This is a genomic window from Pseudomonas sp. ASL7 (genome assembly GCF_056680375.1).
In genome coordinates, this window is record NZ_CM155279.1 from 4,246,733 (window position 1) to 4,261,323 (window position 14,591).

The following is a 14,591-nucleotide window of genomic DNA, read 5'->3' on the forward strand; positions in this document are numbered from 1 at the left end:
CTCTGTGGCCCTGTAAGCCTTGTGAATACGGTTAGACTAGGCTCAGGCAAGGCGTTCAGCCATTTCGATTTCTCAGCATTTTCGATAAGTATTACTTATGGATTTCAAGCAACTGCGTTATTTCGTCGCGGTCTACGAAGAAGGCCATGTCGGCCGGGCTGCCGAGCGACTTTCGATCTCTCAACCCGCGCTGTCGCAACAGATTCGTCACCTTGAACAGAACCTCGATGTCAGTCTGTTCGAGCGCAGCAGCAAACGCCTGCTGCCAACACTGGGGGCACACACGTTGTACAACCATGCCCTGCCATTGCTCGACGGCCTGCAACGGGCACGGGAAGCCCTTGGCAATTTCAAGGGACAGGCACTGCGCACGTTAGCCATCGGCGTATTGCAGACCGTCCACAGCAGCCTGGTGCCGCAGATGCTCGAACGGGTGCGCAAGGCGCAGCCGCATCTAGTGGTGCAAATCTACGAATTGTCGGGGCTGGAAATCGAACGGCGCTTGCTCAACGGCTCGCTCGACATTGGAATCAGCTATCTGCCGCCGCGGCAGCCGGGATTGCATGGCGTGATGCTGTACGAAGATGAATTGACGCTAGTCATCCCGGCAGACCACCCATTACGCGAATTCAAGAAAGTCTCTATGAGCCAGGCCGCCGAGTTGCCCATGTTGCTGCTCGGTGAGGAGTTTCAGGTGCGGCAGATCTGGCAGGCCCAACTGGCCAATCTGGGCAGACGCCCCCAGGTTCAGGCGGAACTGAACAACATGGCAGGGATTCTCGACAGTCTGCCTCACACTCGACTCGCCACGGTGCTGCCGGGGCGCTCGCAAAAGACCCTCGACACCCATGAACTGCTGTGGAAACCGCTGACCGAACCACGGGTACCGCTCAACGTCGGATTGGTGTGTCGCGATGTGCAGCGACAACAAGCCTCGCTGGCCCTATTGCGCACGCTGTTGGAAGAAGTGATAAACGGACCGGATGAGGCTCGAAAACCCTTGATGGGCTGAGCCGGGCCACTTTTCTGCAGGCAAAAGAAAACCCCGCCGAGGCGGGGCTTTGCAGACTGTTTCCCTGACATCCATTTCACTCCGCCGTCCTGGCAGAATCCTACGTGTCCGTGTTGTTGCTTTGCGCTTCCTGCGCTACGTCCATGAGCAGTAGATTAGCGGTGGATCCAATCTGCTTCTATGGGAGAACAGCAGTACGTTGTGTAAGAGAATGCTTACGTGACGTTACATTGTCAGAACTGTGCAGCGTCCAGCAGGAACAGCGACTCGCTACCGGCCTTCACCGACGCGCTCAACGAGTGAATGCGCGGCAGCAGGCGTGCGAAATAGAACCGCGCCGTGCCCAGTTTGCTCGCGTAGAAGTCGTCCTGTGCTTCTTTGCCCAAGGCCGCCTTGGCCATCAATGCCCACATATAGGCGTAAGCCACGTAACCGAAGGTTTGCAGGTACTCGACCGAGGCCGCACCGATTTCGTTCGGATTGTTTTTCGCCCGGTCCAGCAACCACGCGGTCAATTCGTCGAGCGTGGTCACGGCCTCGTTCAGCGGCTTGGTGAACTCGGCCAGCTCCGCGCTGGCGGTCGCAGTGAAATGACGAATCTCGTCAGCAAACAGGTTATAGAACGCCCCGCCCGTGCCGACGATCTTGCGTCCTACCAGGTCCAGCGCCTGAATGCCGTTGGTGCCTTCGTAGATCTGGGTGATGCGCACATCGCGCACCAGCTGCTCCTGACCCCACTCACGGATGTAACCGTGACCGCCAAACACCTGCTGGCCGTGAATAGTGGTTTCCAGACCGAGGTCGGTCAGGAACGCCTTGGCCACCGGGGTCAGCAAGGCCACCAGATCTTCCGCGCGTTTGCGGGTCGTGGCGTCTTCGCTGAACTTGGCCGTATCGAGTTGCATGGCCACGTACGTCGAGAAGGCACGGCCGCCTTCGTTCGAGGCCTTCATGGTCAGCAGCATGCGACGCACGTCCGGGTGGACGATGATCGGGTCAGCCACTTTGTCTTTGTCCTGCGCGCCAGTCGGCGAACGGCTTTGCAGACGGTCCCGGGCGTATTCAACGGCGTTCTGGTACGAGCGTTCGCCACTGGCCAGGCCTTGAATACCGACACCCAGACGCTCGTAGTTCATCATGGTGAACATCGCGGCCAGGCCTTTGTTCGGCTCGCCGACCAGGTAACCCACGGCTTCGTCGAAGTTCATCACGCAGGTTGCGGACGCCTGGATACCCATCTTGTGTTCGATCGAACCGCAGTTTGCCGGGTTGCGTGCGCCCAGGCTGCCATCGGCATTGACCATGAACTTCGGCACCAGGAACAGCGAAATACCTTTAGGCCCCGCCGGAGCGTCCGGCAGTTTGGCCAGTACCAGGTGGATGATGTTCTCGGTCAGGTCGTGTTCGCCACCGGTGATGAAGATCTTGGTGCCGCTGACTTTATAAGAACCATCGGCCTGAGGTTCGGCCTTGGTGCGAATGATCCCCAGGTCCGTACCGGCGTGTGGCTCGGTCAGGCACATGGAGCCGGCCCAGACACCGGCGTACATGTTCGGCAGGTACGCCGCTTTCAACGCTTCGCTGGCGTGGGCATTGATCGACAGGCAGGCGCCCGCGGTCAGCATCGGGTACAGACCGAACGACAGGCTGGCGGAGTTGACCATTTCTTCGACCTGGGCCGAAACAGCCTTGGGCATGCCCATGCCGCCATAGGTCGGATCGCCACCGACACCGACCCAACCGCCTTCAGCGTAAGTCTGATAAGCCTGTGGGAAACCTGCCGGCGTGGTGACAGCACCGTCCGCCCAGTGGCAACCTTCTTCGTCAGCCGCACGGCTCAGGGGCGCGATGCTTTTGCTGGTGACCTTGCCCGCTTCCTCAAGAATGGCTTCAACGGTTTCCGCGTCGACGGTCTCGGCCAGCGCAGGCAACTCGGCCCAGAGTTTGGCAACCTCGAAAACTTCATTGAGGACGAAGCGCATATCGCGCAGGGGCGCTTTGTAGTCAGCCATGGCAAACCTCGTAAGATCTAAACAGGTGATTCGTAGGAATGGTGCTTTTGTTGGGCCGGAGTGTACCCCAACAACTTTTGCGACACATAGGGTCAGCTCATGACCATTTTGTAAACTTTAGTCACTGACTATTCAGTCACAAAAAAAGCCCGCAGTCATGCGGGCTTCTTTGTGACTGGTTTTAAAAGATTAAAGCGCAAACAGCTCCGCTGGCAGCTTCATCAGGCAATCGCTACCCGCCTCGACAGCCGCCCGATGAGCGGTGGTGCGCGGCAAAAGACGCTTGAAGTAAAACTCGCAGGTTGCCAGTTTTCCTCGGCAGTAATCGGCATCTCCACTGCCCGAATCGAGCTGCGCCTGAGCCACCAGCGCCATGCGCAACCACAGGTAGCCGAGGATGATGTAACCGCTGTACATCAGGTAGTCCACTGACGCGGCGCCGACTTCGTCCGGATTTTTCATGGCCGCGATGCCGACCTGGGTGGTCAACTCGCCCCACTGCTGATTCAGGCTGTCGAGTTGTTCCACATAGCGGGCGAGTTGCGGATGCCCGGCATTCGCCGCGCAGAACCTGTGGACGATTTTGGTAAAGCAGCGCAGCAGTTTACCCTGGCTGCCGAGCACCTTTCGCCCCAGCAGATCCAGTGCCTGAACACCGTTGGTGCCTTCGTAGATCGGAGCGATCCGGCAGTCGCGAACCAACTGCTCCATGCCCCATTCACGAATGAACCCGTGACCACCGAACACCTGCATGCCGTGGTTGGTCACTTCCAGCCCGGTGTCGGTCATGAAGGCTTTGCAAATCGGTGTCAGGAACGCCAGCAGGTCTTCAGCGGCCTGACGCGCCGATTCATCCGCACTCAGATGTGCCACGTCCAACAGCTGCGCAGTGAAATAGGTGAGGGCGCGGTTGCCTTCATTGAAGGCCTTCATGGTCAACAACATCCGGCGCACGTCAGGGTGGACGATGATCGGATCGGCAACTTTCTCCGGCGCTTTCGGGCCGGTCAGCGAACGCATCTGCAGCCGGTCATTGGCGTACTTGATCGCTCCCTGAAAACTCGCCTCCCCCAGACACAACCCCTGCATGCCGGTCCCTAGCCGCGCGTGGTTCATCATGGTGAACATGCAGTTCAGGCCCTTGTTCGGCTCACCGATCAAGAAACCCTTGGCGTCGTCAAAGTTCAGCACACAGGTGGCCGACGCCTTGATGCCCATTTTGTGTTCGATGGAGCCACAGGAAACGCCATTACGCTCGCCCGCTTCACCCTCGACATCGGGTAGGAATTTGGGAACGATGAACAACGAAATGCCCTTGGTGCCGGCCGGAGCGTCGGGCAATTTCGCCAGCACCAGGTGAATGATGTTGTCGCTCATGTCTTGCTCGCCGGCCGAGATGAAAATCTTGCTGCCACTGATTGCGTAACTGCCGTCGGCCGCAGGCACGGCGCGTGTTTTGATAATGCCCAGGTCGGTGCCGCAATGGGCCTCGGTCAGGCACATGGTGCCGGTCCATTGGCCGGCGGTGAGTTTGCTCAGGTACGTCTGCTTTTGCGCCTCGGTGCCGTGGGCATGGATCGCCGACATCGCACCGTGGGTCAGTCCGGGGTACATGCCCCAAGAGATGTTGCTGGAACCGACCATCTCGCTGATGACCACCCCCAGTGAACTCGGCAAACCCTGGCCGCCGTAAGCCGGATCGGCCGCCAGACCGTGCCAGCCACCTTCAACATAGTGTGCGAATGCCTGCTTGAAACCTGTCGGCGTCGTGACCACGCCATTGTCGAAATGGCAGCCTTCTTCGTCGCCACTGCGATTCAACGGTGCGAGAACGTTCTCACAGAACTTCGCGCCCTCTTCGAGGATCGCGTTGACCATGTCCGGACTGGCGTCAGTGGCGCCCAGCGCGGCGTAGTTGCCGTGAAAATCAAAGACATGATCGATCAGAAAGCGCATGTCGCGCAGGGGGGCTTTGTACTCGGGCATGGTCATTTCTCCGGCAGCAGATTGCTCAAACCTACTGCCGTCGACCGTGCCCCACAATCACAGTCCAGACGCTGAATGCGCCATCATTACTCAACCCGCAGCGGCATCCATACGCACCGCGCCACGACGGGTCTGACCGAAGGCCACCACACAGTTTCGCCCGGCGCCCTTCGCGCTGTAGAGCGCCTCGTCCGCGGACTTCAGCACTTTTTCGGGGGTACGCTGCTCCACGCGCTCGGCAACACCGATGCTGACGGTCACCGACACGCTTGAGGCGCCTGAACCGGTGCGGCGCTGGCGCCCCTGTTGATCGTCCTGGGGACGGTTGTCCTGATTACGCAGTTGGATATTGTAAGTGGCGATGGACTCACGGATGACTTCCAGGTGCGGCATGCACTCTTCGAGGGTTTTGCCCGCGAACACCAGCGCAAATTCCTCTCCGCCGTAGCGATACGCCCTACCGCCCCCACCGATTTTCGACAGCTTGCTGGCGACCAGTCGCAGCACTTGATCGCCAACATCGTGACCGTGGGTGTCGTTGAATTTCTTGAAGTGGTCGACGTCGCTCATGGCCAGCACGTAATTGCGCCCCAGCCGTTGCATGCGCTCGTTCAAGGCGCGGCGGCCAGGCAGACCGGTGAGTTCATCGCGGAAGGCCATTTGATAAGCCTCATGGGCAACGGCGGCGGCGATCATTAGCATCACTTGGCTGCACATGATGTTCAGCGTGAACGGCAGGATGAAGGTTTTCGGTAACATCCAGAACAAACCGAGCAGGCCCACCAATTGTGCAGCGTGCAGAGGCCTGGGGTTACGCCAGTATTGCCAGCTCAACAAAATGAACGAGGCTATGAATACCGGGTAGGACAACTGAATCAGGCTCATCCAGGCGCCGTGCAAGGCGGGCCAACGAATTTCCGACAACCACATCAACAGCGCCTGTGGGTAACTTTGCTCCAGCCCCAACGCCACGCTGCCGATCGCCAGCAACACGGCAAAACGCGCCACCATGTCCTGAAACAGATGGGTACGTTCCTGCCAGGCGGCGAATATGCCAAACAGCAGTGGCAGCAACAGGCAACACAAATGAAACACCACGGCGGCATCGTCACGAACCTTGCCGTTGTCACGGTAATAGTCGGTCTGGGTGTCGAGCAGGAAGTAGGCGATATACACCGTCACCATCAGAAACAGTTCACGCTGACGCCGGTAGACCGCGCAGTAAGCACCGCCGAGCAGCAGCACCAGGGTGGGCAGCACATTGAACAGCGAGGTGAAGAAGACGTTGAGATCCTTCACGTACGCAGCCGCAAGCCCCGCGAGTAACAGCAGTAGTGAGGGCAAAAAATGACTGAAACGTACAGCAGAAGAACGCGGCAAGGGGTAGAACTCCGACCGTCAGATCAATAGATGGCATTGTGCCCTCACTTTAGCGGCCGATTGGCTTATTTTCTGAGTGATTTGCCAGGTTTTTTTATCAAGCGCGTTAACTCGGTGCTTAGGCGCCGTTATTAGTAGTTGTTCAAACACAAAAAAACCGCCACTCCCGAAGGAGCAGCGGTTTTTTTGAAGAACGGCGTTAAGGCTTAGTAGCCCAGCGCGAAGTTCTCTTCTTTCATGTCCATCAGGTTGTTAGCGCCTGACAGCATGGTGACAACGTGAGTGCGAGTACGCGGCAGGATGCGCTGGAAGTAGAAGCGCGCTGTCTGCAACTTAGCGGTGTAGAACGCCTCTTCGGTCGTGCCGGCAGCCAGTTTATCGGCCGCCAGGCGCGCCATATCAGCCCAGAAGTAAGCCAGGCAGGTGTAACCGGAGTACATCAGGTAGTCCACCGAGGCCGCGCCGACTTCTTCGCGGTCTTTCATGGCGGCCATACCGACCTTCATGGTCAGCTCGCCCCACTCTTTGTTCAGCGCAGCCAGAGGCTCGACGAACTCTTTGACCGCTTCGTTGCCTTCGTTGGTCTGGCAAAACTTATGGACGATCTTGGTGAAGCCTTTCAGTGCTTCGCCTTGGGTCATCAGCACTTTACGGCCCAGCAAGTCGAGTGCCTGAATGCCAGTGGTGCCTTCGTACAGCATCGAAATGCGGCTGTCGCGAACGTTCTGCTCCATGCCCCACTCGGCGATGAAGCCATGGCCGCCGTAGATTTGCACGCCGTGGTTGGCGGATTCGAAGCCGACTTCGGTCATGAACGCTTTGGCGATTGGCGTCATGAACGCCAACAGTGCGTCAGCCTTCTTCTTCTCTTCCTCGTCCACGCCATATTTGACGATATCGACCTGCTTGGCGGTGAAGTAAACCATCGCGCGGTTGCCTTCGGCGAACGCTTTCATGGTCAACAACATGCGACGCACGTCAGGGTGAACGATGATCGGGTCAGCGGCTTTTTCCGGCGCTTTCGGGCCAGTCAGAGAACGCATTTGCAGACGATCGCGAGCGTATTTCAGGCCGCCCTGGAAGCCGATCTCGGCGTGTGCCAGACCTTGCAGTGCAGTGCCCAGGCGCGCGGTGTTCATAAAGGTGAACATGCAGTTCAGGCCTTTGTTCGCCGGGCCGATCAGGAAACCGGTGGCCGCGTCGAAGTTCATCACGCAGGTGGCGTTGCCGTGGATGCCCATTTTGTGTTCCAGGGAACCACAGGTCACCGCATTGCGGGCGCCGATCGAACCGTCAGCGTTTGGCATGAACTTCGGAACGATGAACAGCGAAATGCCTTTGGTGCCCGCCGGTGCGTCCGGCAGGCGTGCCAGCACGATGTGGACGATGTTGTCGGCCATGTCGTGTTCACCGGCCGAGATGAATATCTTGGTCCCGGAGATTTTGTAGGAGCCGTCAGCCTGGGGTTCGGCCTTGGTGCGCAACATGCCCAGGTCGGTGCCGCAGTGCGGTTCGGTCAGGCACATGGTGCCGGTCCATTCGCCGGAAACCAGTTTGGTCAGGTAAGCCTCTTGTTGCTCAGGCGTGCCGTGCTCGGAGATGGTGTTCATCGCGCCATGGGACAGGCCAGGGTACATGCCCCACGACCAGTTGGCTTCGCCGACCATTTCGCTGACCGCCAGGCCCAGAGACTCCGGCAGACCTTGGCCGCCGTGCGCTACGTCGTGAGCCAGGCTTGGCCAGCCGCCTTCAACAAACTGTTTGTAGGCCTCTTTGAAACCTGTCGGGGTTTTAACGCCGGCCTCGCTCCAGGTGCACCCTTCGATGTCACCCACGCGGTTCAGCGGAGCCAGCACCTGCTCACAAAACTTGGCGCCTTCTTCGAGAATGGCGTCAACCATGTCTGGAGTTGCGTCCTGGCAAGCCGGAAGGCTCTGATAGTGCGCTTCGTAGCCGAGCAGTTCGTCACGAACGAAGCGAATATCACGCAAGGGGGCCTTGTAGTCAGGCATAGCGATAAACCTCTGCTGATGTAACCGGGAATGAACGACCGCGATGATCTGTTGCGCGATCAAACAGTTGTTTGAAACATACGTTTACGCCTAAACCTTGTCAAGCGCCGATCTTTTGTCATTCGTCATCACTCCACGGTAATACAACGCCCACAGCCGCTCACCGCGGCTGACAGAGTCACAGACGGTGCAGGAAAGATTAGAGCTGGGAGAAGGACTTACGCAAAAAAATGCCGCGGATATTCGCGGCATTTCAGGTGAGGTGTCAGCGAGGGATCAGGCAAAGGTATCTATCAATGTGCCGAGCATTTCATCGGAAGCCTTGGCGACTTTTACACCGGCCTCAACTTGAAATTTGCCTTGGGCCATCTCGACCCCACTGCCGGCCAGGTCCGATTGCTGGCTGCGATCAACCGAACGCAGGCGATCCACCTGGGCCTCGGAAGACTGGCTGGTCATCGAGCGTTCAACCGTGGTGTTGGCGATCTGGCCAGCGGCTTGGTCGACGCGGTTCTGCCCTGTCTGAATAGTGCTCAGACCGGCATAAAAAGCGCTGTTTCCTGAGATTTCCATGGGAAAACTCGTCCTTAAGAAGGATCAACAGCCGCCATTGAACCAGACACGCCAACAAAAGGCCCGACAAAAACACTAATGGCACAGTGCCTTGTCATAGTTAAAACCCTAGTCCAGCAGATCCAGTTGCAAATGTTCGGCGACCGCTTCAGCCGTCAGCAGCTTGAGTTTCGGGACGCGCCCCAGGCACGGCGCGGGAATTCGCTCGGCAAGAGTCGCGAGGTTCTCTTCCAGGCGCGAAGTCTTCGGATCGATGATGTTTGCCACCCAACCCGCCAACTGCAGACCGTCCTGGGCAATCGCCTCGGCGGTCAGCAACGCATGGTTGATGCAACCCAAGCGCACGCCGACCACCAAAATCACCGGCAGACCCAGGGCCATCGCCAGGTCCGACAGGTTGTTCTGATCCGCCAACGGCACGCGCCAACCGCCAGCGCCCTCGATCAAGGTAAAGTCGGCCTGCATATCCAGAAGCTGCAGCATCGGTGCCAACAGTGATTGCACCGTCAACGCCACGCCCGCCTCCCGTGCCGCCAGATGCGGAGCAATTGCAGGTTCGAACGCCACCGGATTGACCTGTGCATAAGTCAACGGCAGCGAGCATTCTGCCAACAACGCCAACGCGTCAGCGTTACGCAAGCCGTTGGGCGTCACCTCGCAGCCAGAAGCGACAGGCTTGCCTGCCGCCGTACTCATGCCTGCCAACCGCGCGGCATGCAGCAAGCCTGCGGCGACCGTCGTTTTGCCGACATCAGTGTCAGTGCCGGTGATGAAATAGGCTGCGCTCATAAGGGCTTCTCCAAAACGGCGTAGACCACTTGATAAGTCGCTGGCAGCCCCTTGGCCTGACGAAACTGCTCATAAGACTCGATCAATCCGAGGATTCGTGCCCTGCCGGTCAAACCACCCGGCCGACCGGGGTTCAGGTTATGGGCACCTAACGCCTTGAGTTCATGCGTCAAGCTGCGTACATCCGGGTAATGCAACACATGAGGACGGTTCTCCAGGCTGACGACGTTTAAACCGCTGGCCACGCAAAGCTGTTGATAAACGTCGAACTCGCGGAAGCGGTTGACGTGCACCATGCCGTCCACCTGACGCCAGCTGTCACGCAGTTCAAAAAGAGTGCCTGCACACAGACTAGCAAACGCGAAAATGCCACCCGGTTTCAGCACCCTATGCGCCTCGCTGAGCACTGAGGCAAAGTCCGCGCACCACTGCACGGCGAGGCTGGAAAAGATCAGGTCGCAGGTCGAGTCCTGCAATGGCAAACGCTCGGCATCGCCGGCGATGAAATGCGTGGCACCGCCCAATGGGCGAGCGTGATTGAGCATGCCTTCAGCAATGTCCAGTGCCACCCCATGACCGGTCGGAAACCGCTCACCCAGCCCGCGACTGAAATACCCGGTGCCACAGCCCACGTCCAGCCAACGACTCGGCACAAAACCTTCCGGCAAACGGTTCGACAATTGGCTGCCGACATCACGCTGCAGCTCGGCCACACTGTCGTAGCTCGCCGCCGCGCGGGAAAAGGAGGCTGCCACCTGGCGTTTGTCAGGCAAACCGCCGGGCAGGTTGGGAAAGGATAAATCAGTCATCACCGGACTCGTGCAAAAAGGCCTGAATCGCCCCCGCCACACCGTGGGGGTCTTCCAGAAGAAATGCGTGGCTGGCCTGTTCAATCAGACCGATTTCGATATCCGGCAGCAACGTCAGCAGGTCCCCCGCCGCTTCGGCCGGAACCAGTCCGTCGAGGCCGGCGAACACGTGCAATTGCGGTCCGCGGAATGCTAGCAATGCCTCGCGGGTATCCAGTTGGGCGAGCAACTCCAGGCCACTCATCAGCACCTCTGCCGTCGTGTGTGGCGCGCCACCGAGCAACAGCCGCGACAACCCGCGCGGGTCTTCGGCGCCTTGAGCGCAGAGCAGCGAGAAGCGTTTCAAGGTTATGCGCGGATCAGCCTTACAGCCCGCCAGAAACGCGTCGAAGGTTTCACCGGGCATCGCGCTCGGCCATTGCTCATGGGCGACAAAAGAAGGATTGCTCGCCAGGGTCAGCAAGCCGCAGCAACGATCGCCACGCCGGGCCGCCAACTCGGAGGCGAGCATGCCACCCAGGGACCAGCCACCGAGCCAGGCATCCTGTGGCACCGTCGAATCGAGTTCATCCAGCCATTCTTCAAGATTGCTCGACGCCAATTCTGGCAACGGCTCGATTTCGATGCGCAGGTGCTCATCCAGCCCCTGCAAAGCGGCCGCCAAGGGTTCCAGCGGCGATACTCCGAGGCCCCAACCGGGTAGCAGAATCAGACGATCACGCATGGCTTGGCTCCGGTCCCAGTTGTGCAAAACAATCGGCCAGTGCGTTTAACAATAGCTGCACCTGCGCTTCGCTGTGGGCGGCGGTCAGGGTCACACGCAGGCGGGCGCTACCGGCCGGCACGGTGGGCGGACGGATCGCCGTCACCATCAAGCCGCGCTCGCGCAGCATCTGCGACAGTCGAACGGCACGTCCGGCATCGCCAATCATGATCGGCTGGATCGGCGTGAAGCTGTCCATCAACTCCAGCCCGATCTGCTCGGCACCAAGGCGGAATTGGCCAATCAGCGTTTTCAGATGCTCACGTCGCCAATGTTCGCTGCGCAACAGTTCAAGGCTTTTCAGCGTCGCGCAGGCCAACGCCGGCGGCTGGCTGGTGGTGTAAATGTAGGGGCGGGCGAACTGAATCAGGCTTTCAATCAGCTCTTCGCTGCCGGCCACGAAAGCACCGGCGGTGCCAAACGCCTTGCCGAGGGTACCGACCAGGACCGGCACATCCTCCTGACTCAAGCCGAAGTGCTCGACAATGCCGCCGCCATTAGCGCCCAGCGGACCGAAACCGTGAGCATCATCGACCATCAGCCACGCGCCTTTGGCTTTCGCTTCGCGCGCCAGCGCCGGCAGGTCGGCGAGGTCGCCGTCCATGCTGAACACTCCGTCGGTGACCACCAGCGTATTGCCGGTGGCCTTCTCCAGGCGTTTGGCCAGACTGTCGGCGTCGTTGTGCAAGTAACGATTGAAACGTGCACCGGACAGCAGACCGGCATCGAGCAACGACGCGTGATTGAGCCGGTCTTCCAACACCGTGTCGCCCTGCCCGACCAACGCCGTGACCGCGCCGAGGTTGGCCATGTACCCCGTGGTGAACAATAACGCACGAGGGCGCCCGGTCAGGTCGGCCAGGGCTTCTTCCAGCGCGTGATGCGGGCTGCTGTGGCCGATGACCAGGTGCGAGGCGCCGCCGCCGACGCCCCAACGCGCTGCGCCGGCACGCCAGGCTTCGATCACTTGCGGGTGATTGGCCAGGCCCAGATAGTCATTGTTACAGAACGCCAGCAACGGTTGCCCGTCGACCACTACTTCCGGGCCTTGAGGGCTTTCGAGTAGGGGGCGCTGACGATAGAGATGTTCGGCACGACGGGCGGCAAGGCGTGCGGCGAGATCGAAAGACATGCAGGCCTCGGCTATCAAATGACACATGTCCACTGTGGGAGCGAGCCTGCTCGCGATGAGGATTTCACATTCAACATAAATGTCTACTGTTAGATCGCTATCGCGAGCAGGCTCGCTCCCACAGGGTTTTGCATTCCTTCAGAAGGACCGGTGGTGCGTTAAACAGCCGCGTTATAAAACTGCTCGCTGCTCTTCTGCTCGACCAGCGCCTGTTCGATGGCCGCTTGATGCACTTCGTCGGCGTGCTCTTCGCGGGCTTCCGGCAGGATCCCCAAGCGCCCGAACAGTTGCATGTCCTTGTCAGCCTGCGGGTTGGCAGTGGTCAGCAGTTTGTCGCCGTAGAAAATCGAGTTGGCGCCAGCGAAGAAGGCCAGCGCTTGCATCTGATCATTCATGGCTTCACGGCCAGCGGACAGGCGCACGTGGGATTGCGGCATCAGGATGCGGGCGACCGCGAGCATGCGGATGAAGTCGAACGGGTCGATATCGTCGACGTTTTCCAGCGGCGTACCGGCCACTTTCACCAGCATGTTGATCGGCACCGACTCCGGATGCTCCGGCAGGTTGGCCAGCTGGATCAGCAGGTTCGCGCGGTCGTCGAGGGACTCGCCCATGCCGAGGATGCCGCCGGAGCAGATCTTCATACCCGATTCACGCACGTAAGCCAGGGTTTGCAGGCGCTCGCTGTAGGTGCGGGTAGTGATGATGCTGCCGTAGAACTCAGGCGATGTGTCGAGGTTGTGGTTGTAGTAGTCGAGGCCGGCGTCGGCCAGCGCAACGGTCTGGTCCTGGTCGAGACGGCCGAGGGTCATGCAGGTTTCCAGGCCCATGGCTTTCACGCCTTTGACCATTTCCAGCACGTAAGGCATGTCTTTCGCCGAGGGGTGCTTCCAGGCGGCGCCCATGCAGAAACGGGTCGAACCGATGGCCTTGGCGCGAGCGGCCTCTTCGAGGACCTTCTGCACTTCCATCAGTTTTTCTTTTTCCAGGCCGGTGTTGTAGTGACCGGACTGCGGGCAATATTTGCAATCTTCCGGGCAAGCACCGGTTTTGATCGACAGCAGTGTCGACACCTGGACCCGGTTTGCATCGAAATGCGCGCGGTGCACCGTTTGCGCCTGGAACAACAAGTCGTTGAATGGCTGAACGAAGAGTGCTTTGACTTCGGCCAAAGACCAGTCATGACGCAGGTTTGCAGTGGTGCTGGCGCTCATGGGCGTTTCCTTGTTGTATGCATGGCTTGCGGCTGCGGAAATGGAATACCCACAGCCGCTACACGGATGTTCGGCATATTTAAGGAAGAGCGATGCGCTGTCAACCACCACGCGTAGGACCGGTCTACATCTGGTTAAACAATAATCAACTCTGCTTGCTATGTTCGGAACCGTCCGACAGCGACCTAACCATTTGCACAGCCTGTGAAACCGATTTGCCCTGGCTAGGCGACCACTGCCAGACCTGCGCCCTGCCCTTACCCGCCTCGGGGCTGACCTGTGGTCAATGCCTGAAGCATCCGCCGGCCTTCGAACGAGTCTCCGCGCCCTGGCTCTATGGCTTTCCAATAGACAGTTTGATCACCCGCTTCAAACACAGCGCGAAGTGGCCGTTGGGTCGCCTGCTCGCCGAACTGCTCGCTCAGTTCCTGCAACATCGTTTCGATGAAGACCTTGAACGCCCCGACCTGCTGATTCCCGTGCCGCTGGCCACCAAGCGTCTACGTCAGCGGGGCTTCAACCAGGCCGCGATGCTGGCCCGATGGCTGAGCGCAGGCCTCGACATTCCTTGCGATGAAGCATTGCTGTGCAGGACTCAGGACACCAGCGCGCAACAGGAGCTGAACGCCGACGCCCGCAAAAAGAACCTGCGCAACGCCTTCGCCCTGACCCCCGATGCGTCGATCAAGGGTCGGCATCTGGCGCTGGTCGACGACGTGCTGACCACCGGCGCCACCGCTCAGGCTCTGGCTCGGCTGTTAATGGACGCTGGCGCCGCCAGGGTTGACGTGTATTGTCTTGCACGCACCCCCAAACCCGGTGATATGACCTGACTTAGTGGTATTCCGGGTGGGAGTGACGGTGCGACGATTCGACCTGCTCGCGAAAGCGATTTAATATTCAACACGG

12 protein-coding genes are annotated in these 14,591 nt (G+C 59.3%); 2 read left to right on the forward strand and 10 right to left on the reverse strand.

Annotation, left to right across the window (positions count from 1 at the left end; translation table 11 throughout):
• Positions 1-97 precede the first annotated feature (97 nt).
• Positions 98-1,012, forward strand: coding sequence for a LysR family transcriptional regulator (locus AC1MDT_RS19690; RefSeq protein WP_480418561.1), 915 nt, complete (start codon positions 98-100; stop codon positions 1,010-1,012).
• A gap of 233 nt (positions 1,013-1,245) precedes the next feature.
• On the opposite strand, the gene AC1MDT_RS19695 is transcribed toward AC1MDT_RS19690, so the two are convergent.
• The 10 genes from AC1MDT_RS19695 to bioB form a co-directional block, all read right to left on the reverse strand.
• Complete coding sequence (locus AC1MDT_RS19695; protein ID WP_480418562.1) at positions 1,246-3,024, reverse strand: acyl-CoA dehydrogenase C-terminal domain-containing protein; 1,779 nt, start codon at positions 3,022-3,024, stop codon at positions 1,246-1,248.
• Positions 3,025-3,213: 189 nt separating this feature from the next.
• Positions 3,214-5,010: an acyl-CoA dehydrogenase C-terminal domain-containing protein gene (locus AC1MDT_RS19700; protein WP_480418563.1), complete on the reverse strand. Its 1,797-nt coding sequence runs from the start codon at positions 5,008-5,010 to the stop codon at positions 3,214-3,216.
• A gap of 90 nt (positions 5,011-5,100) precedes the next feature.
• On the reverse strand, positions 5,101-6,390 hold the full coding sequence (locus AC1MDT_RS19705) for a GGDEF domain-containing protein (protein ID WP_480418564.1): 1,290 nt from the start codon (positions 6,388-6,390) through the stop codon (positions 5,101-5,103).
• A 206-nt stretch (positions 6,391-6,596) separates the two neighbouring features.
• The gene (locus AC1MDT_RS19710; protein ID WP_480418565.1) at positions 6,597-8,402 is read right to left on the reverse strand and encodes a phenylacyl-CoA dehydrogenase; all 1,806 of its coding nucleotides are present in this window, start codon (positions 8,400-8,402) and stop codon (positions 6,597-6,599) included.
• A 276-nt stretch (positions 8,403-8,678) separates the two neighbouring features.
• The gene (locus AC1MDT_RS19715) at positions 8,679-8,975 is read right to left on the reverse strand and encodes a pyrroloquinoline quinone biosynthesis protein PqqE (RefSeq protein WP_480418566.1); all 297 of its coding nucleotides are present in this window, start codon (positions 8,973-8,975) and stop codon (positions 8,679-8,681) included.
• Positions 8,976-9,083: 108 nt separating this feature from the next.
• Positions 9,084-9,764: a dethiobiotin synthase gene (gene bioD, locus AC1MDT_RS19720; protein ID WP_480418567.1), complete on the reverse strand. Its 681-nt coding sequence runs from the start codon at positions 9,762-9,764 to the stop codon at positions 9,084-9,086.
• The gene (gene bioC / locus AC1MDT_RS19725) at positions 9,761-10,573 is read right to left on the reverse strand and encodes a malonyl-ACP O-methyltransferase BioC (protein ID WP_480418568.1); all 813 of its coding nucleotides are present in this window, start codon (positions 10,571-10,573) and stop codon (positions 9,761-9,763) included. Before bioC ends, bioD begins: the two co-directional genes overlap by 4 nt.
• Positions 10,566-11,297 (reverse strand): alpha/beta fold hydrolase, encoded by a 732-nt coding sequence (locus AC1MDT_RS19730; protein ID WP_480418569.1) that lies wholly within the window; start codon positions 11,295-11,297, stop codon positions 10,566-10,568. The genes bioC and AC1MDT_RS19730 overlap by 8 nt, the downstream gene beginning before the upstream one ends.
• On the reverse strand, positions 11,290-12,468 hold the full coding sequence (gene bioF, locus AC1MDT_RS19735) for an 8-amino-7-oxononanoate synthase (RefSeq protein ID WP_480418570.1): 1,179 nt from the start codon (positions 12,466-12,468) through the stop codon (positions 11,290-11,292). Before bioF ends, AC1MDT_RS19730 begins: the two co-directional genes overlap by 8 nt.
• Positions 12,469-12,626: 158 nt before the next feature.
• On the reverse strand, positions 12,627-13,682 hold the full coding sequence (gene bioB / locus AC1MDT_RS19740) for a biotin synthase BioB (protein WP_480418571.1): 1,056 nt from the start codon (positions 13,680-13,682) through the stop codon (positions 12,627-12,629).
• Positions 13,683-13,774: 92 nt separating this feature from the next.
• Here bioB and AC1MDT_RS19745 point away from each other — a divergent pair, with 92 nt between their 5' ends.
• On the forward strand, positions 13,775-14,515 hold the full coding sequence (locus AC1MDT_RS19745; protein ID WP_480418572.1) for a double zinc ribbon domain-containing protein: 741 nt from the start codon (positions 13,775-13,777) through the stop codon (positions 14,513-14,515).
• The last annotated feature ends 76 nt before the right edge of the window (positions 14,516-14,591 follow it).